The sequence below is a fragment of the Gordonia crocea genome, from assembly GCF_009932435.1.
In the GTDB taxonomy this organism is placed as follows: Bacteria; Actinomycetota; Actinomycetes; order Mycobacteriales; family Mycobacteriaceae; genus Gordonia; species Gordonia crocea.
In genome coordinates this window covers 15,831-40,565 of record NZ_BJOU01000001.1, presented here as the reverse complement: position 1 = coordinate 40,565, position 24,735 = coordinate 15,831, and the positions used below count along the sequence as shown (strand labels likewise).

Sequence of the window (24,735 nt, the reverse complement as noted above, 5' to 3'; positions counted from 1 at the left end):
GACGTCGGTCCGGGCAGAGCCGTTGAACGCCAATGACATCCGCGCATTGGCGGCGCGGCTGGTCACTGCCGAACGGGTCATCATCGGGGTGCGCCACCATTCCCCGGCCTGCGCTCGCGCCGTGCATCTCGCGATCGAGAAGTACCGTCCCGCAGCGGTTCTCGTCGAAGGGCCGCGCTCGTTCAACCCGCTGATCGACGCGCTCACCGACAGCCGCACCCGCGCGCCGCTCGCCGTGTATGCCTATACCGAGTCCGCCGGCCGGGGCGCCGCGCGGTTTCGAGGGCTGGGTGCGTACTACCCCTTCTGCGATTTCTCACCCGAACTCGTGGCCTTGCGGGAGGCGCGCGCGGCCGGGATCCCGGCGTCGTTCATCGACCTCGACATCGCCGAACAGCATGCCGTGGTCAAGCGCGACGACGTGTCGGACATGCAGTGGGACGAGCGGCGGCTGCTGTTCAGCGAAACTCTGGTCGGGATGGCGCAGCGGTTGGGGTGCCGAGACACCGAAGAGCTGTGGGACCACCTCTTCGAGACCGACGTCGTCGATGCCGCCGAGCATTCCGCGCGCATGACCGCCTACTGTGCGCTGGCGCGGGCCGACAGCAATCCCGGCGAGCACAAGCGCGACGGCACCGACGCCCGCGAAGCGGAGATGGCGTGGCATATCCGGGAGGCCGTCGCCGAGGCTAATGGTCGGGGACCGGTGCTGGTCGTCGTCGGCGGGTACCACGCCGTCGCCCTGCCCGACCTGCTCGAGGACCCGCCGCCCCGACCGGTGATCAAGGCACCGTCGAGCCGGGCCGCGCTGATCCGCTTCACCTTCGAGCAAGTCGATTCGGTGAACGGTTATGCGTCGGGAATCCGGTCGCCCGGCTGGCGCCAACGGGCCTGGGAGGAGGGGAGGCGCAAGCGCACCGACCACCGGTCCCGTGCGGCGCGCGAGGTCCTGCTCGACGTCGCGCAGCGGTTGCGGGCGCGCGGCGTGCCGGCCTCGATGCCGACCGTCGTCGACGCCGCCGAACACGTGGAACGCCTCGCGGCGCTGCGCGGGCGCCCCGGGCCGACCCGGTGGGATGTGCGCGATGCGGTCGCGTCGACCTTTGTGAAAGGCGACATCGCCGTCGAGGGCATGGTGCCGCTCGCCGTTGCCGAAGCCGTCCTCACCGGGGACAAGGTGGGTCGGGTACCACCGGGCACCGCGACCCCACCCCTCGTCGCCGACGCACTGGCGCGGCTGACGGCGGCGCGCCTCGTCGTCGACGATCCGGCGCCGCGGGAACTGTCGCTCGCCGTCTACCGCCGCCCGGCCCACCGGCAGACGAGTCGGCTGCTCCACGGGTTGGCCCTGTTGGAGGTGCCGTTCGCCTCGCTGGTCGCCGGGCCGGATTTCGTCGTCGGGACCGGGTTGCACCTGATCAACGAGCGCTGGACGTATCGGTGGTCGCCGGGTACCGAGGCGGGTCTGGTCGAGGCGTCCCGGTACGGGAGCACGCTGCCCGAAGCGGTGGCCGCGTGTTTTTCCGAAGCGGTCGACGACTTCACCGGACACGCGGGCCGGGGTGCGGCCATGGCGGTGTCGTTGATCGCCCGCAGCTGCGTCATCGGGGTGCGCGACCTCGACGAGGAGCTGGCCGCCGCGGCGACGACCGCCATCGCCGACGAACCGTCGTTCTGCGCTGCGGCCGCCGCCTGCCACCAGTTGGCGATGCTGCACCGTGCGCGGGAACCGTTGGACGCCCGCGACTTTCCCGGGCTCGACGACTTGGCACGGATCGCGTTCCGGCGCGCGGACTACCTGGCCCGACTCCTGCCGTCGGAATCGCCGACCGAGATGGTGACCGCACTGCTGGCGATGCGGGATGCGCTGAGCGCAGAAAGCGGGGGCGAGTCGGGGGTTCTCGACCAACAGACCGACCGGGACGACTTCGGCGCCGTGGTCCGGTTGTTCGCGCAGACGCACGAGTCCGCGGAGGTCCGCGGCGCGGCAGCCGGTATCCGCTATACCGCCGGGGAGTCGACGGCCGAGGAGGTCGCCGACGCGCTGCGCGGCTCGTTGTCGGGAACGGTGCCGGTCGTCGAGGCGCTGCCGTTCCTCTCCGGGTTGATGCGCACGGCGCGCGAATTCGCCTGGCAGGAGCCACATCTCGTCGAAGTGGTCGGTGCACTGCTGGACGGGTGGACCGAGACGCAGTTCCTCGAGGCGCTTCCCGCCCTGCGATTGGCGCTGGCCGAGCTCACCCCGGCGGAGACCGATCGCGTCGCGGCCGTCGTGGCGGGGCGGTCGGGCCCAGTCGGCGGGAATGAGGGCCCAGTCGGCGGGAAAGAGGGCCCAGTCGGCGGGAATCGGAAGGTAGCCGATCGTGCGGCGGAACTCCTTGCCGCGCAAGGACTCTCCGGATGGTTGGGGGTGCCGTGAGCGAACTCGAACGGTGGCGTCTCGTACTGGGCGGCTTCGCCCGCGACCAACTCGGGCAGGCGCCCGGCGGCTCGGTCGAAGGGCGTCGCGGGGAAGCCTTGGACTACCTGTACCGGCACGCCTACGTCGGGCGCGACGTCGCACCGGGCGAGGACGAAAGCAACGCCGATCCCGACGAACTCGGCGACGAACCGACGAGCGGACTCGGCGCCTCGGCACCGCACGCCGTCGTCTGGCTGGGCGAGGTGCGCGACCTGTTCCCGCAGTCGGTCTGCGACGTCGTCACCGGGCACGCGCTGGATCGCTTCGGCCTCACCGACCTGCTCACCGATCCCGCACTCCTCGACCGGCTTTCGCCGAGCACCGAACTCCTCGCGCTGCTCCTGGGGCTGCGCCATTCGATGCCGCCGGAACTCGAGTCGAGCCTGCGGCGGCTCATCGCCGCCGTCGTCGACGACCTGCGCGCACGGCTCGAACCGGAGGTGCGCCGCGCCATGAGTGGGCCCAAGCGCAGCTTCGCCCATTCCCCGATCCCGGTCGCCGCGAACTTCGACGTCGCCGGCACGATCGCGGCCAACCTGAAGAACTATGACCCGCAGACCGGTCGGATCGTCGTCGAACGGTTGCGCTTCTTCGAACGCCACCGCCGTCACATCGCATGGGACGTCATCCTGTGCGTCGACCAGAGTGGCAGCATGGCCGACTCGGTCATCCACAGTGCGGTGATGGCGGGGATCTTCGCCGGGCTAGGGACGGTGCGGGTCAAGCTGGTGGTCTTCGACACCGCGGTCGTCGACCTCACTCCGATCGCCGACGACCCCGTCGACGTCTTGATGTCGACGCAGCTCGGTGGCGGCACTGACATCGGCGGCGCACTGCACTACTGCTCGACCCTGGTCACCAACCCCCGCAACACGGTGCTGGTGCTGCTGTCGGACTTCTGCGAGGGCGGCTCGCCGCACCGCCTGCTGCAGGTGACCGGCGAACTCGCCGACGCCGGCGTCCACCTGCTGGGCCTGGCGTCGTTGACATTGAAATCCGGCCAGGCCCAACCGTACTACGACCGCCAGACCGCCCAGCAGATGGCCGCAGCCGGGATGCAGATCGCCGCTCTCGACCCGCGGGGTCTGGCCGACTGGCTCGTCGGGGTCATGTCATGAGCAACCGAGCCGCGATTGCGGCCAGGTGTGCCCGATTCGACGACGAGGCGTGGGCGGCGCGCGCCAGTGCCGGACTGGTGCGGCGGGCCCGCAAGGATCTGGCGGCCGCCGTTCCGGTGGTGGTCGCCGACGACGCCGAGCTGGTCGTCGCGGTGGCCGGCGCGCACGTCCGGTTCGACGAAGCTGGCCCGGAGACGGCCCGGTGCGACTGCCCCGCCGTCGGGGTCTGCCGCCACCTCATCGCCGCCTGCCTCTGGTTGGGGACCGGGGTCCAGCCGGCGCCCGAGGCGGTGCCGGCGGCGGATGACGACACCGGGCCGACCCGCGCCGAACTGGCCCGCCACGAGGCGAGGGCACAGATGCGCACCGCTGTCGCAGCCTTGTTGAGCGAGATCGTCGCCGTCGGCATCGCGCACGCATCGGCGGCGACCGTGGAGCGCTGCTCGGCGGCGGCCATCTCGGCGCAGGTCGCCGAGCACTACCGGTTGGCGGCCGCGTTGCGCCGCATCGCCGATCATCTGCGCCGCATCGTCGCACGCACAGCCGGTGCCGGCGAGGCGCACGTCGCCGCCGACCTCGCGTCGACCCTGGCGCTGATCGGCGCGCTGGACGCGGTGCCGGTGGGGACGCCGCCGCCGGTCGACCTCATCGGGTTGGGGCGCACCGGCTACGAGAAGATCGCCCGGCTGTCGCTGGTCGGGCTGGGCAGCTATCCGTGGCAGACGGCGTCGGGATACCGGGGCCTGACGACCCTGTTCTGGTCGCGCGAGGACGGCCGGTTCCTCTCGTCGACGCTGACCCGCCCGGTCGCGACCGCACCGGGGTTCGACCCGGTGGCCGCGTATTCGTCGGCGCCGGTGTGGCCGGGGTTGGCGTCAGCGAGCCGGGCGGCCGGGGCCGAGATCGACCTCGCGCGGGCGCGGCGCAATCCGAACGGGCGTCTCTCCGGCGGCGATGACACCCTCGCCCAGCACGAGCCGGCCAGCTCGGCGGAACTGTTCGCGGCGCTGTCCCCGATCCGGCGGTGGGCCGACCTTTCCCATGCCGGGGAGCCGGTCGGATTGCTCGAACCCCGAGACGAACTGGGGGACTGGGTGGTGCTCGCCCCGACCGCGGCGCGCGAACCCCGCTTCGACGAGGTGCGCCAGCGGGTCGAGTGGCCGTTGATCGACTCCGTCGGCGCCGACGTCGTCGTTCGCCTGCGGTATTCGGAGTACACCGCGAACGCGGTGGCCCGGCTGCGGGCGGTGGCGTGGCAGCCGGAGCTGCTGGTCGTCGGACGGGTCGACCGCTCCGAGGAGGGACTGGCGCTGATGCCGCTCAGCCTGATCCGGCCGCACCTGTCGTGCGCCGACTCGCCGGTGGACTGCCTCTATTTCGACAAGCCGCACTCGAGGACGAGGAGCACGGCCGCGGCCACGCCTCGCGTCGGCGCGGTTGCCCCCGCGCCAACCCCGATCGAGGGCTTCCTCGCGTGGCTGCAGCGGATCGTCGAACGCGGAATCGCCCCGTCGCGCGCGCCGGGCGTCGCCGAGGAGCTGCGCCGGCGCCACCGGGAGTTGCGCGTGGCCGGGTTCACCGTGTTCCCGGCCGACGTCGACGTCGAGCCCGCGGTCCAGGTGTTGCGCAGTTACGCTATTGCCGAGCAGGTGCGGCGACTCAGGGATTCGTGGCTCGAACCTCGGGAGGGTGATTGACCGAGTCAGAGTTGTCGCCCGAGGCCGAGGCAGCAATCGCCCGCTTCGGGACGCAGGTCCCCGTCGTGTACAAGAGGTGGGCCCGCGGGGCCTATCTGCCCGCAGAGCTGGATTCGGCGCTGACCGAGTTGTGGATCAGTGAGTCGGTCAAGCTGTCGACCGACGACCCCGCGCGGCATGCCGTCGCCAAGAGCTTCGTCGGGGCGCTCTTCGCCGGGGCGGGCCGGGTGGGCGAGCTGATGGGGGCTCCGCCTACCGAGGTCCTCGCACGGTGCGCGGTACAGGCCTACGGGGATGCGGTGCACGACGCGCACGACAGCAAGACGCAAGACAGCAAGACCGATGACGGCAAGACGGGGGCGCCGGAGAACAGCCGACAGACAATGTGGGAATGGCTCGACGCGGACTTCCCGCAAGTCGGGCAAACGGTGATCGCGGACGTGCGCGCCAACGGGTTGGCAGCAACCTGCCTCCAGTCGTTGCCGGCAAGCGCCGAGGTCCGGCAGATAGTGACCGATCTCCGATCCGGCGAGCTGGACCTCGATGACGAGCTCGCCCTGCTGTGTGTATCGACCTGGGTGGCGCCCGACGAAGCCGGGCCGGAACAGTTCCTCGACCTCATGCGCCGCGCCCTGGACGCGGTGAACATCGAGGTGGCAAGTGCCTGCATTCGTCCCGGTTCGTCGCCCACCGAGTCCGAAGCGGCGATGGTGCGCGCGATCGCCGAAGAGCAACTCGCCGCCGGGGATCGGTGTGGCCGCCGATTACTGACCGCCGTACTCCTGGCTGCCGCCTATGAGGACGACGACACCGTGCGCACGTTGTTGGCCGGCGTCGATCGGGTGCGGCCGGTCGGGAACGACGTGCCGCCCGAAGAGCAGCTGCTCCTCCGGCGCGGCCATGTGCTGGCGTTGGCCGCGGCGGCGGCGCAGGTGGTCGGAGAGTTCGATGCGGCGGTGCGCCTGGCGGAGCTGCATCTGGACGAGGTGTCCGACGTGGTGGGTTGGGCGACTGCCGGCGATGACGTGCTGGCCCTGTATCTGGTGGGCATCCATGAATCCGAACCGCAGCGCCGGGCGAAGCTCTTCGCCGCGGCCACCGAGATCGCGCGACACGGCAACGTCCGGCCGCTGTTCCCCCTGGTCTACTTTCATGCCGCCGAAGCACTCCTCGATACCGGTGGAGACGCAGCGGAGGTGGTCAGGAATATTGGATACGGCCGGTACCTCGAGCTCGTCGCTGGCCATCCTGAGGGTCACTTTTGGTGGGCTCCGCCCATAGCTGAAGCCGTGCGCCGCTTCCCGTCGGGTCCGCTTCCCTGGGACAGATTGGTGGAGCGGTACTGACGGGAAATCAGATCGAGAAGCAGAATCCGGCGGCGGTGATCCCGCGGGAGACGGTGACGGTGATCGGGTGGCTGTAGACCAGACGGCCCCGGGTCGGTTGCACCGCCTGCAGGGTCCGGCGACCAGGGGTCGTCGGGGTCCACACGAAAACGGCGGTGTCGGCGGCGGGGATGGTGCGGGCCACGACGGTCTTCAGACCGCTGCCCTCGCGGCTCTCGACCAGCCGCACGACGGTAGCGGCGTCGTTGACCTTGACCCGGGCCTCATAGCGGCACCCGATGGTGAAGTTCGAGAACGAACCGGGGGAGGGCAGACCCACCCGCGACACGACCGTCGCCGATGCGGTCGGGGCGGTCAGCATGGTCGCGGCAACGCAGCCGGCGGCAACTCCGCACGCTGCGGCAGTCGTCCTTCTCACATCGATCTCCTCGGTGGTCAAAAGTGTCAACCACCTACAGGATGCGACATTTCGATGAGTCGAACCCGCGAAATCGCTGGGAGAACGCTGTGGGTCGGCAAATCTCCCCCAAACGGACTAACCGGCGCTAGATGCCGAAGCAGAACGGGCCGAGGTGGAACGACGGGCCAGCGCGCAGGATCGGCGTCGTCGCGACGCGGGTCGAGCCCTGTTGGACCGCGGTAACGCGGCGCAAACCGGGCTTCTTGGGCGTCCACTCGATGGCGGCAATGTGGTCGGTGTGGCGGGGTCGGACCTTGCCCAGAACGATCTTGTCGCCGCCGGAGGCCGATTCCTCGGTGAAGGTGACCCAGCCGGCGTTGGCCCCCACCGTCGCGAACGCGCCGTATTCGCATCCCATGCCGTACACGCCCGTCCCCGAGGTTGTCCCGACCTCGAGGGCCTTCACCCCGGGAGGCTGGGGTGCGGCCACGGCGTCGGGTGCCGGCGCGGTGATGGTCAGGGCGGTGATGATCAGGGCAGGGGCGATCAGGGTGGGGAAGCTGACGACGGTCAGGGGCGTTGCGGTCTTCATCGGGGATCTCCTCTCCAGGGGTGGATCGAGCGTCACACCGCTGGGCGCCCCCGGCTCGAGTAGGCGACTACCCGAATCGGGTGAGGGCGGCGGTTGGTCCGATCGGGCGGCGCGCAATGTCGGAGCGGATCGCTAGCCTCGTCGCACACGGGAACAGGAAGGACCCTGACATGACGGTGTGGACGATTGGCCAAATGGTCGAAACGACCGGCAAGCGCGTGCTCGACCACCTCGACCACGACGCCACGATCCCGATCATCACCACGGCCGGGGCGCAAGGAGACGTGCTGGTGGTCCGCGCCGACGACGAGGAGCCCGCGACCGAGGAGATGCCGCGCACCGTTGTCGTCGTCGAATCGGAGGCGTCGGCCAACACCCACACCCTGCATCCGTGCGGGCCCGCCTACTGGCGCGCGCTGCGCCTGGGGGAGCACTACGACGTGAAGGTCGTGGGTGTGCTGACCGTGCCCGCCGGTTCCGAGGTGTTCCTGAGCCACGAGGAACACGGCGGACTCCTCGTCGGCGAGGGGACCTATCAGATCCGCCGTCAGGCCGAAATCGGACGGCCCGTCCTCGACTGAGCCGATGACGGAGCTGAGGGGTATCGGGCCCCGCGGGGCGTTGAGCGCGGAGCAACTGGAGTACGCCGCCCGGATCGGCGAGTTCTGGGAGCGGCGCGTGCTCTCCACCGAGCGGTGTGACCGCCATGACGTGCGGTATCTCGTGGACCGGGTCTACCAGGCATTCGGATTTTCCCCGCCGAGCACGGTCACCCGGGTGGACTCGCCGGTCGCCGGGATCGCACACGTCATGCGGTTGGCGGCCGATCACCGTCACCTCGGACCACACATGGGCAAGGACCTCCGCGACGACCTCGACGACCAGTTGGAGCGGATGCTGCTCGACGAGGGTTCGCGCACGCTCGACGAGCGGATCTGGCGGGCGTTGGGCGCGCGTGCGCGGTTGGGCCAGGGAACCGAACTCGATCAGCCGATGTGGCGCCAGATCGTCCGACAACTCGATGCCGCCGCCGTCGTCCACAAGGAAGACCGGCTGGCCGACCCCTTGGCCTCCTGGTACTGCTCCGAGCTGAGCGCCTGGTGGGATGGGGTGTGGCTCGCCCGGCTGATCTGCGAGACGACGTTCGCCGGGATCAGTGACACCAGCCGGTTGACGGCAGTCGCCGCGCTGACCGCCGCGGTCGGGTGCTGGTGGCCGATGGACGGTGCGGTGGTTGTGGTGGAGCGTCCGACGGTGATCCGCTGCGACGCCATGGGATGCCTGCACGGTGAGGACGGGCCCGCCCTGATCTTCGCCGACGGGTACGCGGTGTACGCGTGGCACGGCACCGCGGTGCCGGCGGACATGATCCACGGGGAGTCGTGGTCGGTCGCCCGGATCCTGGCGGAGCGCAACCTCGAGGTGCGCCGGTGCGCGGCCGAGCACATGGGCTGGGGCGAGTTCCTCACCCGGGCCGGCGCCCAACTGGTCGCCGAGGCACCAGACCCGGGCAACGCGCCGCATCGGCTGGAGTTGTACGACCTCCCCGACGAGATTCTGGAGGCCTACCCCCGTGACGTCCGAGTTTGCTTGTGCACCAACGGGTCACTGGAGCGGGATGGCAGTGCGCGGCGGTACGGCATCGTGGTGCGCGCCGATCTCGACGATCCGGTGGAGGCGATCGCCGATTCATACGGGGTATCGGCGGAGGTCTATCGGGGTCTGCAGGCGCGGCGCTGAGCCGGCCCCGCACACCGTGGCGGTGTGCGGGGCGGGCCGGTCACTCCCATTCGAACGGGGAGTGCAGCATCCGGATCAACGGCTCGGTGAACAGGTCCTCGCCGGGGATCCCCGCGTACTTGCCGAGCGAGCGGATGAGCAGTTCGACCTCGACGATCGCGATCCGTTGCGACTCCGTCTCGGTGGGGAACTCGGCGTCGTCGTCGGCGGCCCACTCGCGCAGCCGGCGGCGGTGCACCCCCGATGCGGCCCGGAGTAGTTCCGAGCGGATCCGGTGGATCATCTCCGGGTCGCGCACCTTGCGGCGCTCGATCGCGTCCTCGACGACGTCGGGGTTGTGGCTGTTCATTTCTCCTCCTTGTGTGGACACGGCTCAGGGCAGAGCTCACCCCGGATGGGGCGTCGGTGAAGGAGCGAATGCTCGCGATTCGCGCTGGGCGCGAATCCACCAAACTAGCCGTTTCCCCACCGACGGGCAAGAGGTCGGCCGGGCAAGGGGGTGGCCGGCGGGGGAGTCGTTGGGGTTGGGCGTCGTCGCGGTAGGGGTGCCGGTCGCGTACCCGACCATCCCGGTGCGAGAGGGAGGGTCTCCTATGGCAGTAGATGTTCTTGCCGCGGCAATCTACTCCGAGCGCCTCGCATGACCGATCACCTTACGCGCGTCGCGCGCGCTGGCGACTCGTGTGGGGAAACGGCTTCCGGGTACCGGTATGCCCGCCGCTGAAACCACAGGAGGAACCCCATGAGTGAAGCGCTCGATTGGACCGCGACCCCGGCAGCACCCGTGGTCGTCGTCACGGATGGATCGGCATTCGATTGCGCCGCCGCCGCACTGGTCGAGAAATGCGGCTACCGCGCCGATCTCGTCCCGCTGAACGGCGTTGCCGACCAGCGTCCGCGAGTGGTCATCGTGCGCGACGAACTCATGGCGGCGCGGGTCGCGCGGGACCTGCCCGGTCGGCCGGTCCCACTCGTCGTCCTCATCCCGTCCGGACAGTCGTCGCGGCGGGTGGGGCGCACCCACCTGTTGCGCGGATCCTCGGCGGCCAGCGAACTCGGCCGGATCCTGCACAATGCCGTCGGGCCCGCAGCCGGCACCCGGCGCGACCTCGTCCACCTGTCCCACCGCGAGCGCGAAGTCGTCACCGAGTACGTGCTGGGCGCGACGATCGCCGAAACCGCTCAGCGGTTCACGCTCGCGGAGGCGACCGTGAAGTCGCACAAGCGGCGGGTAGCGGCCAAATACGAGGCGGCCGGACGGCCGGCGCAGAACAAGGCGCAGCTGCTGTTGCAGATGGTCGCCGACGGTTGGATCACGTTGCCGGGGGCGCAGACCGGTCCGGTCCGCCCCTCCGGTGCGTGATCACCGGACGGGCGGAAGGTCCTCCGGCGGGCTCGACTCGTACGGGTCGATGACGACCCCGGTACGCCGATACGCCTCGCCGAGACGTGCTCGTAGGTGCGCCAGGATTGGTGCTCGAGCCCGGCGAACCGGCCGGGCTTGGTCAGAATGCCCCCGATGTGAACAGGGCTTGCATCGATACCAACAGCACCGCCAGAAACCCGAAGTTGACAATCGAGAATATCCGCATGAAGCGGCGGGACTCGCCGGGTTGGTACTGGTTGTAGTGGCGCAGTGCGATCAGGCTTGCCAGGGAGGCGATGACGGTGCCGACGCCGCCGATGTTCACCCCGACCAAGAGCTCCTGGTAGTTGTCGGTGAAGGGGGCGAACAGGAAAGCGGTCGGGACGTTCGAGATGAACTGGCTGGCCAAGGCGCTCAAGACGAGGACGCGCCCATCGAGCACGTCCGACAGGACGGTATCCACCGCATGGATCTGCTTGATGTTGCCGGTGAGCAGGAAGAATGCGACGAATGTCAGCATCAGCCCGTAATCGACGGAGCGGAGGGCGGCCCGGTCGACGAGGAGGAGTGCACCGATCACGATGGCCCCGCTCCACACCGGGACGACGCGCAGCACGATCGCGACGACGATGCCGAAGAGTAAGGCGTACAGCACGGCCCGACGGACGTCAACGGTTCCGACCGAGTCAAACGGGGTCACCGGCTTCGACCGCACCGCCGCGGAGACGGCGAGGATCAGCACCACCGAGATGAGGAACGGTGGTGACATCACCCGGAGGAACTCGAGGAACGGAATATGGAACTGCTGGTACAGGTAGAGGTTTTGGGGGCTGCCGAACGGGGTGATCATTCCGCCGAGGTTGGCGGCAACGGCCATCATCACAAACGTGAATGCCAGATAGCGCAGGTTGCCGGTGTTCTTCAGCGCCGTGTAGGCCAGGGGCAGGAAAGCGATCAGCGCCATGTCGTTGGTGATCAGCATCGAAGCGACGAGCGCCAGGAAGACCAACCCGATGATGAGTGCGCGCCGGGATCGCAGCCACCGCACCGTGACCTCGGCCAACTCGTTGATCACGTGGGCGCTTTCCAGCGCCCGGACGACGGCGAGGAAGCAGAAGAGGCTCACGAGCGTGCGGGGCTCGAAATAGTGGAGGTACTCCCGCGACGGACGGACGACGAAGCACGAGGCCAGCGCCAGCGCCGACGCGACGATCGGAAACAGGTGGCTCTTGACGAAACCGCCGAGTCCCGGCGCAGTCGCCGGTGACTCAGCCGACATGGTGGATGCCGTTGGCCTCGCAGTACCGGTGGGCGAAGGATCCGGGTGAGCACTCGACCACCAGGTGCGGGCAGTCCAGGAACGCGCCCCAGCCGATGTGCCCAACCCGGTCGGTCATGGAGATCTCCCACCCTTCTATTGTGTGGATCGGTCACGGGTCAGCCCGTGAACCAGCCGATCACGATGGCCAGAGCGATTCCGATACATGCCACCCAGACGACGACGTAGCCAACGATCAGCATGACGTAGGTCCACTGGTGCAGGATGCCCAACACGGATCCGACCGCCGCGACGGCGATGATGACGGCCTCTGCGGTGGAATAGCGGTTCTCCGAATCCGGGTCGCCCGATGGCGCCCGGCCCGACTTCCACACGTTCATCACGATGATCAGCACCGTGCACGGGATGACCCACCAGGCCAGGTCGTCGGTGCGCGATACCCCGCCGAACCAGGACACCACCGCCTGCCAGAAACCCCAGACACTCCCCGCCTCGCGTCGGGCCCACTTGTCGGCGCTGCGCGCCAGGGTGGGGGAGGCGCTGGCCATGAGTTGATAGCCGCCGAGGAGGACACCCGCCCAGGACGCGCGGCTCGCGATGCGCAGCTTCGCGCTGGCGGAGGCGGACAACACCCCGGCGGTGGCCACCGCCGGGGTGTTGTTCGACAGCCAGGCGGCACCGGCGTAGGCCAGCGTCGTGGTCAGGATCGGCAGGAAGAACAACTGTGAGCCGCCGGCGACGCCGAGCCACCAGCCGAGGGAGAAGCCGAGCGAGGTACAGACCGCCAGAATCCAGCGCAGCGGCCGCCCCAGGACCCGGTCGGAGAAATAGCAGGCCGCGGTGGCCAGGATCGCGCTGATCGCGACACTGATGACCAGGTACCAGACGAGAGACGGGGACGGGTGTTCCAAGTCGAATCCGGCGAGGATCACCAGGCAATAGGGCACCGCGAACAGCACTTTGGTCAGGCCGCGCAGCGATTCGGCGCGGCGATGGGCACGCTCTTCGGCCGCCCGGGCCTGGGCCTGCGCAGCCGCCTCCCGGCGCTGCGCCTCGAGGCGTGCGCGTTCGGATTGCTCGGCGCGCTCGCGGCGCACCCGCTCGTCGGTGGCGTCGGCATCCGCGGAGGCGGCGAGGGCAGACGCCGCGATCAAACGGCTCAGTTCCTCGTCGTCCACGGTCAACCCCTTTCGAATCTCGTTCTATACCAACCCGGGGCCCGACAAGCGCCAACGACGGGGATTATCACCCGATCGGGCCAGGGAAGGCGGGCCTGGCGCGGTCGCCAAGCGGTTACTCACCTCTTTGGGTCCTTTACCGGTTTGTCCCCGAATCCCGGCCGCCTCCTCGCCTAGGGTGGACGCTGCAGGCCGGGGCAGGAGGAGGGTGGCAGTGAGCGGTCCGAAAGGGATCGAGTACGAACTCGCCCAAGCCCGGCGGCGCCTGGAGGAGGCACGCGCGCGCTGGCAGGGACTGCGGGTGCGGTGCGACCACCTCGCCCGCCGCGCCGCGGCCCACGGGGTAGCGGTCCCGGCGGTGGCGGTGCCCGAGGCGCCCGGTGACACCGCCGACGACGTCGAGGCCGTGTGCGCCCGGTTCGAGGAGCAGATCGTCGGTGCCGAGGAGGTGTTGAACGCCGCCCTCGTGGAGCGCGCGGGGCGGGCCGTGGCCATCGACATCTCGGCCGGTCTCGACCAGATCGCGGCCCAAGACGACGCGGCGCGCCGGGCCGCCGGCAGTCAAGCATCACCGGCCAGTCAAGCCGAACCGGGCGATGCCGCACCGGCTTTCGATGTCGGCGCGCATCGCCGTGAGGTGGTTGATCGCCTGCGGGCGGCCGCGTTCGTCGACGCCGCGGTCGAGCGCGCCGCCCGCAGCGCCGCGACCGCCAGCACCGCCGCCGAGGCGGCGATGAGCCTGTCGGAACTGTCGTCGACGATCGCCCGGGCGGCCCGCACGCGGGAACACCGCCAGGCACAGCTGTCGCAACTAGGTGCCGTGCGGGCCGCCGTGGGCGCATTGCTGCGCCCGGCGGCACTGCGCCAGCGCCTCGACCGGGTGGAGGCGTCGATCGACGGTGGCGCCGACGAATCCGCCGCCCTCGACCAGATCGCTGTGCTCGCCCGGACGCAGGCGGCCGACGAACAACGCGAGCGCGACCGTCGCGCCGTCCTGGATTCGCTGCGCGCCTCCCTGGGCGAACTCGGCTACGCCACCGTCGACGTCGGGCTCGACACGCCCGATTCGCTGGTCGCCCGACGTGCCGGTGACGGCCACGCGGTGCAGGTGAGCGTCGGCGACGAGGTCGACATCCGGTCCGTCGTCGCCGACGGACAGGCGACGACCCCGGCCCAGGACAAGGCTGCCGACGATGCCCTGTGCGAGGCCCTGCCGGAGCTGCTGGAGGCGATGACCGCCGACGGCATCACCCCCGGCCGGGTCCGCAAGCAACCCGCCGGACTGGTGCCGGCGAAACGGATCCCGGGTCTGGCGACGGTTCCGTCGACCGGCGGAACCGCTGAGAAGGCGGGTCGGCCCGCCCGCAAGCGTCGGCCGCGCCAACAGGGGGCGGGCCGATGACCTCCGGGCAGGCCGACGTCGCGGGGTGGGCCGCGCAGACGCCGACGTGGCTGCGCGAGGCCGACGTCGCGCTGGCGGCCAGCCCACAGATCGCGGTGTGCGGCAACATCCGCGACCTCGTCCCAGTCCCCAACCCCGACTTTCCGCAGGGACCGCCGCTCACCCCGGTGACCGTGGCCCAGGCCGTCGAGCAGATGCTCGTCACCGCCGGGCACACCAACCTCGTCGTCTTCGACCGGTCCGGCGGCGGACGGGCCGTCCTCGACGGCGGCGGGGTCGCGACCGGCCTGATCGGCCAGGCCCAATCCGCGGCCGGCGACGACGCCGGGCCGCTGGCGGTCCTGCGCGAGTTGGTCCGGGCCGTCGCGCAATCGCCGTCGCCGTGCTGCCTGATCATCGAAGGCGCGTCGCGGCTGCGCGTCGACCCCGAGGCGGTCGAGGAACCGATGCACGACCTGCTCGTCACCGCCGAGGCGATGATGCTCGGCGCACCGCGGAACTCGGTCGACGGCCCGCACCGGAGCCCGCTGTACAACTCGGTCTTCTGGCTCCTCGACCGCGAGGGCGACCTGCCGCATTGGCTCGTCGGCAGCGACCTCATGCGCGTGGTCTCGGTGCCCATGCCGTCGCACGGTGACCGGCGCCGGCGCATCCGGGCGCTGATCAACTCGCTGCCGGGGATTGAGCCGATCCCGTTCACCGCACCGCTGGACGAGGCGACCGAGGAGGTCGTCGACCGTTACGCGAGCCAGACCACGGGACTCTCGCTGCGGTCGATCGACGAGGTCAACCGCCTGGCGATCGACCGCGGGATCACCGCCCAGGACATCGACGACGCGATCCGCACCTACCGCGTCGGCATCCCGGACAACCCGTGGCACGAGGGCGATCTCAAATCGAAGCTCAAGGAGGCCACCGAACGGTTGTCGGCCAGCGTGTTCGGCCAGCCCGCCGCGATCCGCAAAGCCGCCGACATCCTCATCCGGTCGTCGATGGGGCTGACCGGCGCCCAGACCACCAGTTCGAGCAACCGTCCGCAGGGCGTGCTGTTCTTCGCCGGGCCGACCGGCGTGGGCAAGACCGAACTCGCCAAGGCGATGGCCGAACTCGTTTTTGGACTCAAGGACGCGTTCCTGCGCTTCGACATGAGCGAGTTCTCCTCCGAGCACGCCGAGGCCCGACTGATCGGCGCGCCGCCCGGATACATCGGACACAACGCCGGCGGCGAGCTCACCAACGCCATCCGCCAACAACCGTTCCGGCTCATCTTGTTCGACGAGGTGGAGAAGGCCCACCCGCGGATTTTGGACAAGTTCCTGCAGATCCTCGAGGACGGGCGGCTCACCGACGGCAACGGGTCGACCGTGCACTTCTCCGAGGCGCTGATCGTGTTCACGTCCAACCTCGGCGTGTACGTGACCGGTCCGGACGGGGTGCGTCGACCCGTCGTGCAGCGGGGTGCGCCCTACGAGACGGTCGAGTCCACCATCCGCGCGGCCGTGCAGGAGCACTTCACCAAGGAGATCGGGCGGCCCGAACTGCTCAACCGGATCGGCGACAACATCGTCGTCTTCGACTTCATCGCCGACGAGATCGGCGCGCGCCTGGTGGCGAAGTTCGTCGCCAACATCGTCGACCGCGTCCGGGAGTCCCCGGGCACCGAGTTGACCGTCTCGGATGCGGCCCTGGCGACGTTGACGCAGGCGGCGTGCGCCAACCTCGACTTCGGCGGCCGCGGCGTCGGCAACGTCGTCGAGTCGATGTTGATCAACCCGCTCGCACGGGCGTTGTTCGCCTACGACCAGGTGCCGCCGGCAGTCGTGCTCGAGGAGTTCGTGAACTCCGACGAGGGGTGGAGCGTGGTGCTCCGATGACCCGGATCGACTTGTCGCGCATCCACTTCCCGGTGACCAACCTCGGTCACGGGACGCGGATCGGTGTCTGGGTGCAGGGCTGCACCGTGCACTGCCGCGGGTGCGTCTCCCGCGACACCTGGCCCGCCCGGCCCGACGACGCGGTGGAGGTGGACGCCGTCCTCGACCGGATTGCGGCCGACCTGCCGTCGGCGCACGGCGTCACGATCTCCGGTGGCGAGCCCACCGATCAGCCGGCGGCCCTGCACGAGCTGCTCGCCGGGATCGACCGGTTGCGCGGACGGCGCGACGACCTCGACGTCCTCGTCTACACGGGCCGATCGCTGGCCGAAGCGGTCGAACTCGTCCCGGGGTTGGCGGGCCTGGCCGACGTCGTCATCAGCGAGCCGTTCCTCGCCGACCGCGTCGACGCGACGCTGGCGCTGCGCGGCTCGTCGAACCAGGTGGTCACGCCGATGACGGCGCTGGGCCGGCGGCGGTACGGCCGCGTCGACGCCGACCTGGCGCACCAGCGCGACACGATCGGCCTGCACGTCGACGACGACAGTATCTGGATGGTCGGCATCCCGCGGCCGGGAGACTTGGCCGAACTCGAGACCGCCCTGGCGGCCGACGGGATCACCCTGGGTCGGAGGTCGTGGCTGACATGAGTAGCGCCCAGTGCAAACGCGGCCACACCGGCGACCCGCAGCTGACCCCGCAGTGCCGCGAATGCGGTTCGGACTGGATTGTCGACGCCGGGCCGGCGCCCGACCCGGCCCCGGCGGCCCCGGCGGCCCCGGGTGGCCGGGTCTCGCTCCGCAAGGGCGAACCGGTCACCGAGGTCGTGTCGCCGACCCCCGCACCCGCACCCGTGCCCGAGCCGGCGGCGGTGGTGGCTCCGCTGCGATTGACCGTCGGGTCCCGGACGATCACGATCGCCGACGGGGAGACCGTCGGCCTGGGCCGCAGCCCCGACTATCCGCATGCGGATCTGTTCGCCCCCGAGAGTGGGTTCGACAACGTCTCGCGCATCCATGCGGCGCTGCGCTACGCGGGCGGGCGCGTGTATGTCACCGACCTCGGGTCGTCCAACGGCACGTTCGTCAACGGCACCCGGATCGAGTCGGGGGCGGAGTACGAGGTCCACCCCGGGCAGGCGCTGCGCCTGGCCGCCGACGTACCCCTCGGATTGGATTGGGGGACACCGTGATCCGATCGCTGTGGGTGGCCGTCGCCTCGCACACCGGGCTGGTGCGCGAATACAACGAGGATGCCGTCGGCATCAACGGATTCGCCCTGCAGGGCGACAAGGCGCGAACCCTCTACCTGACGCTGCCGCTCGACCGCCCGCAGGCGATCGCGGTCTGCGACGGGATGGGCGGACACGCCGGCGGCGAGCGGGCCAGTGTGCTGGCGGCCCAACGGTGCACCACCGTCGACGACGCGACCGCCCTCGACCGGGCCTCGGCCGCCGCGCTGCTGCAACAGGCCTCCGACGAGATCAACACGATCTCCGAAACGTCGGCCGAGTACCGCGGGCTGGGGACGACGGTCGTCGGCGCGTACATCGCGCCCGGCGGCGAGGTGCTGATCGTCAACGTCGGCGACGCCCGGGCCTACCGCATGGAGTCGGGGTTCTTGGCGCAACTGACCATCGACCACCGATCCGCCCAGACCGGCAATCTGACGCAGACGCTGGGCGGCGGTCAACGCTGCGTCCTCGAGCCGGCGGCCTACGACACCGTCGTCGACGAGGCGGGCATCGTGCTGTGCTCCGACGGCATCGCCGACTACGTCGACGACGCCGCCGTCAAAGCGGAGCTGACCCGGACCGACTCGCCGCGCTCGGTGCCCGACCGGCTGGTCGAGTTGGCGTTGGCCGGGGGCGGCGGCGACAACGCGACCGCCGTCCACCTGCGCCTCGCCCCGCCCCGACGCACTCCGCAACCGCCCGCCGGGCCGCTGACAGAAGGGTTCTCGCGATGACCGATCCGACGCGACTGGACAACACCGGCGACGAGCCCCGGTCGACCCGGCTCGACGGTGCCGCGCAACCGGCGCCCACCAGCCTCGACGGAGCGCCGGCCGGCACCCGGTTGGACGCGTTCGCCGATTCGGCGCCCGGGACCCGGCTCGACAACGCCTTCGGCGCCACCGCCGGTGGCGCGCCGAACACCCGGGTCACCGTGCTGCCGTCGGCCCTCGACCCACACCTGACCCCGATCCGCACGCTGGGACAGGGCGGGGAGGGGACGGTGTATCTCTGCGTAGACAACACCGGGCTGATCGAGCAGGGCGAGCACTTTGCGGTCAAGGTGTACTCGCACGGCTACGAGCCCGAGTTCGCCATTCCGTTCGCCACCCACGAGTTCGCCGCCCAGTTCCCCTATGAGCACGCCGTCGTCGTCTACCGGCGCGCCAAGGATCCCGACGGCCGCCACTACGACGTCATGGAGTACTGCGCGCCGGGCACCCTGGTCGACTTCCTCGACAGCCGCCCGGACGGGCGCGTCGCCAACCACACCCAGGGGTTGTCGGTGCTGCACGAGATCGCCACCGCGCTCCACGCGATCCAGGAACCGGACCGCGGGGTACGGCTGGTGCACGGCGACATCAAACCGGAGAACGTGCTCGTCCGCACCGTCGCCCCGTTCGACATCGTCCTCACCGACTTCGGGATCAGCGTCGCGATGACCAACCGCTCGCGGGTCACCAACAACGGCAAGGGGACGCTGGCCTATAGTGCACCCGGCGCGTTGGTGCAGTCCTCGTTGGAGGCCGACTGGTGGAGCGTGGGCATGATCATGTTCCGCGTGTTGGTGGGCCGCGACTACTTCACCACCCCCGACGGCCGGCGGTTCAGCGACACGACCATCGAATACAACCTGCAAACCGAGAGCATCTCGCTGGACGCACTCGACGGCGTCGACTGGATGAGCGAGTCGGAGCGCGTCCGGTGGAAGCTGCTGTTGACCGGGCTGTTGACCCGCGCCCCCGCCCGGCGCTGGGGGTTCGGCGAGGTCATGACATGGATCGACGGCGGTTCGCCGACGGTGGACGGCGAAGCGCTGCAACCGGATTCCGGCGGGGCCGACGGCCAGCCGAAGACCCGGGCCCGCGACCCGTACGCCTTTCCCGGATCGGGCAGCCTCTACACCCTCGACGAGATCGGCGTGGCCGCGACGGCGGACCCCGTCGGATTCGCCGGCAGCCTCAGCGGCCAGGGCGCCGAACAGTTCATCCGATGGGTGCAGGCGGAGTTCGGCGCCGAAGCATGGCCGTTCTCGCGGTACCAGAACTCGTGGCCGCCGCATTTGCGGGCCGTGTATTTCTTGGCGCAGATCGCGCCGGAGCAACAGCTCGTCTACCGCGGGTTCGCGTTGAACGGCCGCGCCGATCTGGCGCGTCTCGGCGTTGCCGCGACCACCGACGACGTCGCGGCCGAGGTCGTCGCCGAGTTGCACGGCACCGGGTTGATCGGCGCGTTGGAGAGTCCGCAGCGGCCGGGGTTCGCCGCGGTGGATGCCGATGCGCACGGGGTCGCGGCGGCCAGCGAGAAGATGATCCGAGACAACGGCCAGCTCCAGCGGCTCACCGGCGGCGGTGGTTTTGACGCCGACCGTGGCACCACGGAGAAGCGGGTCCTCGCACGTCTGGTCTACGGCCCGGCACTCGCGGCGAAGGCCGGTGCGGCCGAGCAGGTGGTCACCGCGCTGCGCGGCAACATCGACGCCCATCCGGGGGCGGCCGAGGTCGACTGGTTCCGGGAAATCCGTGGCTAGCTGTACTTCCCCGTGAGGTTGTGTACGCGGTCTGAGGGGACTTGGCCGCCGATCCCGGTGTGGGGTCGGTGGTGATTGTAGTGGTGGAGCCATGCGGTGTAGGCGGCTTCTCGTTCGGCTTCGCTGGCATAGGGTTTCGCGTAGGCCCATTCGGCGGCCAGGGTCCGGTTGAAGCGTTCGACCTTCCCGTTCGTCTGTGGCCGGTAGGGCTTGGTCTTCTTGTGTTTGATCCCGGCGTCGGCCAGTGCTTCGGCGAACATCGTTGAGCGGTAGCAGGAGCCGTTGTCGGTCATCACTGCGGTCACCCTCACGCCGTGCTCGGCGAAGAACGCGTTCGCCCGCCGCCAGAAGCCGGCCGCGGTCTCCTTGCGTTCGTCATCAAGGATCTCCGAGTACGCCACCCGGGAGTGGTCATCGACGGCGTGGTGTAGGTAGCGGTAGCCACGCGAGCCCGGTGCTCCCGAGCGTGCTGCCCGGTCGCGGGCCACACCGGCGGTACGGTCGGCGGCCGATCCGCGACCATGCACACGCCAGCCGCCGCCGTCGGGGATTCGGCCTTGTTTCTTGATGTCGACGTGCACGAGCTGGCCGGGCCGGCCGACCTCGTACCGTTTCGGTTTCGGTCTGCGTACCGGCAGTCCGGTGGCCTGGTCGATATTGGCCAGCAGCGGCATCTGATAGCGGTCGAGGACCCGGCCGACCGTCGAACGCGGGATACCCAGGTGATAGGCGATCCGATGCGGGCCCCACCGGCGCGTGTACCGCAGGCAGATGATCCGCCGTTCGGTGCGGCGGGGCAGCCGGGCCGGTGAACGGGCGGGTCGGGAACTGCGGTCGGTCAGCACCTGGCCGGCGCGGTAGCGGTCGGCCCACCGCTTGGCTGTGGCCGGTGAACACTGGAACCGTTCGGCAGCGCGCCGCAGTGACCAGCCCTGGTCCACCACGAGTGAAGCAAGACGTCGACGCCCCTCCGGCGTCAAAGGTGCGTTAGCGTGAGTCACGAAGACCTCCGTGGCTAGATGGTGAGTGTGGTAACCCACATCCTGCCCGGAGGTCTTCGTCTTACCTCAGATGTTCACAACGTGTCGGGGAAGTACAGCTAGCGCAGGAGGTCGGTGGCCCAGGGATGGTTCAACGACAGTCGCCGCCGAAGTCTCACACGATGGGTGATCGCTGCTCTCCGGTGGTCTGGTCGGGACCAGGGGGGCATCAGCAGCCCATCTGAAGCCACCGACCTCAGAATGAGAAACCAGCGGCCTACGCATCATCCTCTACGGTGTAGAGGCTGACCGTCCAGAAGGCCAGCAGGCAGATCACGTAGATGATCCAGAACAGCCAGCTCGGCGCGGTTGACGCCAGCCATTGGCCCGGGGCGGCGAACCAACCGAAGGGTGCGGTGAACGCTGACGGCAACCCGGCTCCCCATCCCGGGTCGTGGTTGGCCATCCATTGGGTGATGAACCCTATTGGGGCGAGGAGGGCCGCGAGGCCGCCGACGAATAATGAGTACACGGAGAGTTTGCGGTAGAGCCCGAAGATGTCGTCAATGAGGCGAACCAGCATCGGGATCAGGAGGATCGCGGCGACGAAGAAGGCTGCTGAGGCGACTCCGTGCGGTGCGTCGGCGCCGAACATACCAACGAACGGACAGATCGTGATTGCCCGGACGATTCCGGAGAACAGTGCGAGTCCGCCACTGAGCGGCAGCACCATCGAGAAGCCGGGTGGGAGAAGACCAGTCGATGATGACGCACTCGCCTGGGCCTTCGCTGTGGAGCTTGATGTGGTGCGTCGCTTCTTCCCGCTCGTGCGTTTGGCGCCGCTCTTCGCTGCGGCGCCCTTGTTGGGGCCGACGGTAGTGCGATAGTTGGTGTTGCTCTTGACCGTGACCGGCGTCGACGGTCGGGTGGATTTGGGTCGGGCACCAGGCCTGGGTGTGTTCGGACGATCCGCATTCGATCCGCTCGTCGACACCGCCTTGTTCGCGGTCGGTTTGCTCGCGGCCGGCGCCACACTGCCCGATCCGTTGATGAAGGACACCGTCGTGTCGGGAAGCGACTTCAGGTCGTTCAGATGGTCGCGGGTTGTGGCGGTGCCGTAAACACTGATGGCCGTCGCGGACGCACTCGTCGCGCCGATCATGTGCAGCAAGTCGCGGCGCAGACCCACCCCGTCGTCGAGGCCGCCGGGTTGCATGGGCGGCAGTGTCAGGTTCACCGGCGCCTGCGCGGCCCGCATACCGGAGAGGATCGCCCTTGCCGACTTGCCGTCGATGACCACGACCCCGGTGAATCCGTCTCCGCACCGATCGCGGAATGCCGGCCAATCGAAGTCGTCGACCCCGGCCGGATCGACTACTGCGATGTGGAGGGCACTCACCGCGTCCACCCTTCCAGACATTGGTAGAGAAACTCTCTCTCGGTGCGATGAATTACCCCGTTCAGGTGACGTCGATGTTCGTCGTTGTTGGCTAGGGTTTGGGAATCGGGTCTCGCCGAGGACCTGCGAAGGAGTGAAACACAATGGTGGTGAGTCTCGACAAGGCCAACGCCGACGCGCGCAAGCGCCTGCCGGTGTACATGGTGCTCGACACCTCGCAAAGCATGCGCGCCGGCGATCCGCCGCGCATCGATGCGGTGCGCGACATTATCCCCAACGTCCAGACCGCGGCGCTTGAAGAACCGGCGCTGCGCGCGAAGGTGCGCATCAGCTACATCGCGATGGCTGATGATGCGCGGGTGGTCGCCCCGCTCGGCTTCGCTGACGCGAATGTCGCCGTCGATTTTGAACCGCGCGGTCGGACGAACTACACCGCGGTGTTCAATCTTCTGCGCACTACCTTTGCCGCTGACTTCGCCCGGCTGCAGGCCGACGGTGACGCCGTGTTGCGACCGGTCGTGTTTTTTCTGACCGATGGTGATCCGAACTGCAAGGCCGACGACCGTCAGGCCGCGTTCGACGCATTGATGGCAGATCCGAGTTGGGCGCCGCGGATCCTGATGTTCGGCGTCGGCAACGACGTCACCCTCGCCGACCTCACCCCGTTTACCGGCCCCAAGGGCTTCGCCGTCGTGTGTCGCGACAACCCGGAGAAGACTTCAGCCGACGCGATCGCCGCTGCGATGAGCAACTTCCTCGGAACCATCATCAAGATGGTCGGCAACGGCGCGCTGGCCGGGACCAGCGCCAGCGACGACGACGACGACATCGACGACTTCATGCGGCAACTCGCCGACGCCTTCCGTGACGACGACGCGATCGCCGCCGGCCTCAACGAGGCGACCGGATAGACATGTGGCGTCGCGCGCAACCGACACCGGCGCCAGGCGCTGAAACGGGTCCGGCCGAGGCCGATCCGACCGGTGACCCGGCGGTCCCACCACCTGTGGCACCACCGGCAAGTGGGATTGATCCACTGTCCCCGGTTGACGCGGGTGTCGTCGACGTGCCGCCCGTCGTGAAACCGCCCGATGATGTCGGGCCGTACCCGGCGATCGCCCCGGAACCTCCTGTCGCGGAACGGGAGTGGGTGCTGCGCGAGTTGGCCGAGGAGCACGTCCTCGCCACTCTGGAGGGCGGCTTCTATGCAGGTCGCCCGATTGCTTCGAGTGGTCCCGACCTCGAGGGTTTGGACCAGACACGCCCCACCGCCGTCGGTCATGCCCGTGGCGGGCATCGTTCCGACGTCGCCGCCGATATGGGCTGGATCAACGACTCTCTGGCTGTCGGAGCGGTGTCGTTGCGCGGAATCGGTCACCATGCGAAGGCGCGGCTCGCGGTGCGCCAAGACGCCTATTCGCTCGGGCACACCGATGACTGGGTCATCATCGCCGTGGCCGACGGGGTGTCGGCGGCACCGTGGTCGCACCTTGCTGCGCAGCACGCGGTGATCCGCGCGTCAACGTTGGTCCGGGCGCTACTCGACGACGTCGGTGACCTGCCGACGCCGGGGCAGTGGGCGACCGTTGCCGAAGAGGTGCGGGCCTCGGTCGAGGCTTTTGCTCGCCGATCGGTGCCAGCACCGGCACCCGGTAAGGATGCGCCGAGCGTGGAGACGTTGGCGTTGGCGCTCTCGACGACACTCGACATCGCCCTCGTGGCTACCGCACCCGACGCCGACGGTCGGTATCGCTATGTGCACGCGTCGATGGCCGGTGACGGGACGTCGTATCTGCTCGATCCGGTACTCGGCTGGTCGACGATTCGCGACGGCCAGCCCGACCAGAAGGACGCGCCGGCCGATTTCGGCGTGGTGCCGCTGCCGCGCGACCCGGGTCGGCCGCCGGTCATCAACGCCGGGCAGCTCGAACCCGGTCAGGCTTTCATGTTGGTCACGGATGGCTTCAGCGGGATGATTGCCGGCGGCGCCGGTGTCGCGGGGGTCTATCTGCACGACGAGTGGGGACATGGCCCGGTCGACGTAGTCCGGCTGATCCAGGCCGCGTCGCTGATGAATCCCTCCGGCGACGACGACCGTACCGCTGTGATTGTGTGGACCTGCTGATGGTGGTGGAGAAG

At 69.4% G+C, this 24,735-nt stretch carries 23 protein-coding genes; 15 read left to right on the top strand and 8 right to left on the bottom strand.

The window, feature by feature from the left end; translation table 11 throughout:
• The first annotated feature begins 22 nt into the window (after positions 1 to 22).
• The 4 genes from nbrcactino_RS00185 to nbrcactino_RS00170 are packed head-to-tail and all read left to right on the top strand — an operon-like array spanning position 23 to position 6,622.
• Positions 23 to 2,419 carry a DUF5682 family protein gene (locus nbrcactino_RS00185; RefSeq protein WP_161925530.1) on the top strand — a complete coding sequence of 799 codons (2,397 nt, stop codon included), beginning with the start codon at positions 23 to 25 and terminating at the stop codon, positions 2,417 to 2,419.
• Entirely contained in the window at positions 2,416 to 3,579 is a 1,164-nt protein-coding gene (locus nbrcactino_RS00180; protein WP_161925529.1) for a VWA domain-containing protein, read from the top strand. Before nbrcactino_RS00185 ends, nbrcactino_RS00180 begins: the two co-directional genes overlap by 4 nt.
• Positions 3,576 to 5,276: a YehQ C-terminal OB-fold domain-containing protein gene (locus tag nbrcactino_RS00175; protein WP_161925528.1), complete on the top strand. Its 1,701-nt coding sequence runs from the start codon at positions 3,576 to 3,578 to the stop codon at positions 5,274 to 5,276. The genes nbrcactino_RS00180 and nbrcactino_RS00175 overlap by 4 nt, the downstream gene beginning before the upstream one ends.
• The gene (locus tag nbrcactino_RS00170; RefSeq protein ID WP_161925527.1) at positions 5,273 to 6,622 is read left to right on the top strand and encodes a hypothetical protein; all 1,350 of its coding nucleotides are present in this window, start codon (positions 5,273 to 5,275) and stop codon (positions 6,620 to 6,622) included. Before nbrcactino_RS00175 ends, nbrcactino_RS00170 begins: the two co-directional genes overlap by 4 nt.
• Positions 6,623 to 6,629: 7 nt before the next feature.
• On the opposite strand, the gene nbrcactino_RS00165 is transcribed toward nbrcactino_RS00170, so the two are convergent.
• Both nbrcactino_RS00165 and nbrcactino_RS00160 read right to left on the bottom strand, forming a co-directional pair.
• The gene (locus tag nbrcactino_RS00165; RefSeq protein WP_161925526.1) at positions 6,630 to 7,040 is read right to left on the bottom strand and encodes a hypothetical protein; all 411 of its coding nucleotides are present in this window, start codon (positions 7,038 to 7,040) and stop codon (positions 6,630 to 6,632) included.
• Between the two features lie 127 nt (positions 7,041 to 7,167).
• Complete coding sequence (locus nbrcactino_RS00160; RefSeq protein ID WP_161925525.1) at positions 7,168 to 7,614, bottom strand: hypothetical protein; 447 nt, start codon at positions 7,612 to 7,614, stop codon at positions 7,168 to 7,170.
• A 194-nt stretch (positions 7,615 to 7,808) separates the two neighbouring features.
• Here nbrcactino_RS00160 and nbrcactino_RS00155 point away from each other — a divergent pair, with 194 nt between their 5' ends.
• Positions 7,809 to 8,195, top strand: a complete 387-nt coding sequence (locus nbrcactino_RS00155; protein WP_161925524.1) for a DUF8820 family protein — start codon at positions 7,809 to 7,811, stop codon at positions 8,193 to 8,195.
• A 4-nt stretch (positions 8,196 to 8,199) separates the two neighbouring features.
• Complete coding sequence (locus nbrcactino_RS00150; RefSeq protein WP_161925523.1) at positions 8,200 to 9,354, top strand: DUF6745 domain-containing protein; 1,155 nt, start codon at positions 8,200 to 8,202, stop codon at positions 9,352 to 9,354.
• A gap of 40 nt (positions 9,355 to 9,394) precedes the next feature.
• On the opposite strand, the gene nbrcactino_RS00145 is transcribed toward nbrcactino_RS00150, so the two are convergent.
• Positions 9,395 to 9,703: a hypothetical protein gene (locus nbrcactino_RS00145; RefSeq protein ID WP_007320637.1), complete on the bottom strand. Its 309-nt coding sequence runs from the start codon at positions 9,701 to 9,703 to the stop codon at positions 9,395 to 9,397.
• A gap of 393 nt (positions 9,704 to 10,096) precedes the next feature.
• Between nbrcactino_RS00145 and nbrcactino_RS00140 the strand changes: the two genes are divergently transcribed.
• The gene (locus nbrcactino_RS00140) at positions 10,097 to 10,717 is read left to right on the top strand and encodes a helix-turn-helix transcriptional regulator (protein WP_161925522.1); all 621 of its coding nucleotides are present in this window, start codon (positions 10,097 to 10,099) and stop codon (positions 10,715 to 10,717) included.
• Positions 10,718 to 10,859: 142 nt separating this feature from the next.
• Here the strand turns inward: nbrcactino_RS00140 and nbrcactino_RS00135 are convergent, their stop codons facing one another.
• From nbrcactino_RS00135 to nbrcactino_RS00130, 3 genes are read right to left on the bottom strand one after another with little or no spacing between them, the layout of a single operon-like run.
• The gene (locus nbrcactino_RS00135; RefSeq protein WP_161925521.1) at positions 10,860 to 11,999 is read right to left on the bottom strand and encodes an SLC13 family permease; all 1,140 of its coding nucleotides are present in this window, start codon (positions 11,997 to 11,999) and stop codon (positions 10,860 to 10,862) included.
• Complete coding sequence (locus tag nbrcactino_RS18310) at positions 11,989 to 12,117, bottom strand: hypothetical protein (protein WP_267130390.1); 129 nt, start codon at positions 12,115 to 12,117, stop codon at positions 11,989 to 11,991. Before nbrcactino_RS18310 ends, nbrcactino_RS00135 begins: the two co-directional genes overlap by 11 nt.
• 40 nt (positions 12,118 to 12,157) lie before the next feature.
• Positions 12,158 to 13,177 (bottom strand): hypothetical protein, encoded by a 1,020-nt coding sequence (locus nbrcactino_RS00130; RefSeq protein ID WP_161925520.1) that lies wholly within the window; start codon positions 13,175 to 13,177, stop codon positions 12,158 to 12,160.
• Positions 13,178 to 13,391: 214 nt separating this feature from the next.
• On the opposite strand from nbrcactino_RS00130, the gene nbrcactino_RS00125 reads away from it, so the two are divergent.
• From nbrcactino_RS00125 to nbrcactino_RS00100, 6 genes are read left to right on the top strand one after another with little or no spacing between them, the layout of a single operon-like run.
• Positions 13,392 to 14,579 carry a hypothetical protein gene (locus nbrcactino_RS00125; protein ID WP_161925519.1) on the top strand — a complete coding sequence of 396 codons (1,188 nt, stop codon included), beginning with the start codon at positions 13,392 to 13,394 and terminating at the stop codon, positions 14,577 to 14,579.
• Positions 14,576 to 16,453 carry an AAA family ATPase gene (locus nbrcactino_RS00120; RefSeq protein WP_007320646.1) on the top strand — a complete coding sequence of 626 codons (1,878 nt, stop codon included), beginning with the start codon at positions 14,576 to 14,578 and terminating at the stop codon, positions 16,451 to 16,453. The genes nbrcactino_RS00125 and nbrcactino_RS00120 overlap by 4 nt, the downstream gene beginning before the upstream one ends.
• Entirely contained in the window at positions 16,450 to 17,103 is a 654-nt protein-coding gene (locus nbrcactino_RS00115) for a 4Fe-4S single cluster domain-containing protein (RefSeq protein WP_161925518.1), read from the top strand. Before nbrcactino_RS00120 ends, nbrcactino_RS00115 begins: the two co-directional genes overlap by 4 nt.
• The gene (locus nbrcactino_RS00110) at positions 17,100 to 17,645 is read left to right on the top strand and encodes an FHA domain-containing protein (RefSeq protein WP_228460583.1); all 546 of its coding nucleotides are present in this window, start codon (positions 17,100 to 17,102) and stop codon (positions 17,643 to 17,645) included. The genes nbrcactino_RS00115 and nbrcactino_RS00110 overlap by 4 nt, the downstream gene beginning before the upstream one ends.
• Positions 17,642 to 18,421, top strand: coding sequence for a PP2C family protein-serine/threonine phosphatase (locus nbrcactino_RS00105; RefSeq protein ID WP_161925517.1), 780 nt, complete (start codon positions 17,642 to 17,644; stop codon positions 18,419 to 18,421). The genes nbrcactino_RS00110 and nbrcactino_RS00105 overlap by 4 nt, the downstream gene beginning before the upstream one ends.
• Positions 18,418 to 20,217 (top strand): protein kinase domain-containing protein, encoded by a 1,800-nt coding sequence (locus tag nbrcactino_RS00100; protein WP_161925516.1) that lies wholly within the window; start codon positions 18,418 to 18,420, stop codon positions 20,215 to 20,217. The genes nbrcactino_RS00105 and nbrcactino_RS00100 overlap by 4 nt, the downstream gene beginning before the upstream one ends.
• Here the strand turns inward: nbrcactino_RS00100 and nbrcactino_RS00095 are convergent.
• Both nbrcactino_RS00095 and nbrcactino_RS00090 read right to left on the bottom strand, forming a co-directional pair.
• Entirely contained in the window at positions 20,214 to 21,218 is a 1,005-nt protein-coding gene (locus tag nbrcactino_RS00095; RefSeq protein WP_161925515.1) for an IS481 family transposase, read from the bottom strand. The two genes, nbrcactino_RS00100 and nbrcactino_RS00095, sit on opposite strands and share 4 nt — an antisense overlap.
• A 256-nt stretch (positions 21,219 to 21,474) precedes the next feature.
• Positions 21,475 to 22,596 (bottom strand): hypothetical protein, encoded by a 1,122-nt coding sequence (locus tag nbrcactino_RS00090; protein WP_161925514.1) that lies wholly within the window; start codon positions 22,594 to 22,596, stop codon positions 21,475 to 21,477.
• A 143-nt stretch (positions 22,597 to 22,739) separates the two neighbouring features.
• Between nbrcactino_RS00090 and nbrcactino_RS00085 the strand changes: the two genes are divergently transcribed.
• A complete protein-coding gene (locus nbrcactino_RS00085; RefSeq protein ID WP_161925513.1) occupies positions 22,740 to 23,507 on the top strand; it encodes a vWA domain-containing protein in 768 nt (255 codons plus the stop codon).
• A gap of 167 nt (positions 23,508 to 23,674) precedes the next feature.
• Positions 23,675 to 24,721 carry a protein phosphatase 2C domain-containing protein gene (locus nbrcactino_RS00080; protein WP_161925512.1) on the top strand — a complete coding sequence of 349 codons (1,047 nt, stop codon included), beginning with the start codon at positions 23,675 to 23,677 and terminating at the stop codon, positions 24,719 to 24,721.
• The last annotated feature ends 14 nt before the right edge of the window (positions 24,722 to 24,735 follow it).

Coding starts and splice junctions, on each gene's coding strand:
- nbrcactino_RS00175 (WP_161925528.1), top strand. CDS start 3,576: ATGAGCAACCGAGCCGCGATTGCGGCCAGGTGTGCCCGATTCGACGAC.
- nbrcactino_RS00160 (WP_161925525.1), bottom strand. CDS start 7,614: ATGAAGACCGCAACGCCCCTGACCGTCGTCAGCTTCCCCACCCTGATC.
- nbrcactino_RS00155 (WP_161925524.1), top strand. CDS start 7,809: ATGGTCGAAACGACCGGCAAGCGCGTGCTCGACCACCTCGACCACGAC.
- nbrcactino_RS00150 (WP_161925523.1), top strand. CDS start 8,200: ATGACGGAGCTGAGGGGTATCGGGCCCCGCGGGGCGTTGAGCGCGGAG.
- nbrcactino_RS00145 (WP_007320637.1), bottom strand. CDS start 9,703: ATGAACAGCCACAACCCCGACGTCGTCGAGGACGCGATCGAGCGCCGC.
- nbrcactino_RS00140 (WP_161925522.1), top strand. CDS start 10,097: ATGAGTGAAGCGCTCGATTGGACCGCGACCCCGGCAGCACCCGTGGTC.
- nbrcactino_RS00135 (WP_161925521.1), bottom strand. CDS start 11,999: ATGTCGGCTGAGTCACCGGCGACTGCGCCGGGACTCGGCGGTTTCGTC.
- nbrcactino_RS18310 (WP_267130390.1), bottom strand. CDS start 12,117: ATGACCGACCGGGTTGGGCACATCGGCTGGGGCGCGTTCCTGGACTGC.
- nbrcactino_RS00120 (WP_007320646.1), top strand. CDS start 14,576: ATGACCTCCGGGCAGGCCGACGTCGCGGGGTGGGCCGCGCAGACGCCG.
- nbrcactino_RS00115 (WP_161925518.1), top strand. CDS start 16,450: ATGACCCGGATCGACTTGTCGCGCATCCACTTCCCGGTGACCAACCTC.
- nbrcactino_RS00110 (WP_228460583.1), top strand. CDS start 17,100: ATGAGTAGCGCCCAGTGCAAACGCGGCCACACCGGCGACCCGCAGCTG.
- nbrcactino_RS00100 (WP_161925516.1), top strand. CDS start 18,418: ATGACCGATCCGACGCGACTGGACAACACCGGCGACGAGCCCCGGTCG.
- nbrcactino_RS00085 (WP_161925513.1), top strand. CDS start 22,740: ATGGTGGTGAGTCTCGACAAGGCCAACGCCGACGCGCGCAAGCGCCTG.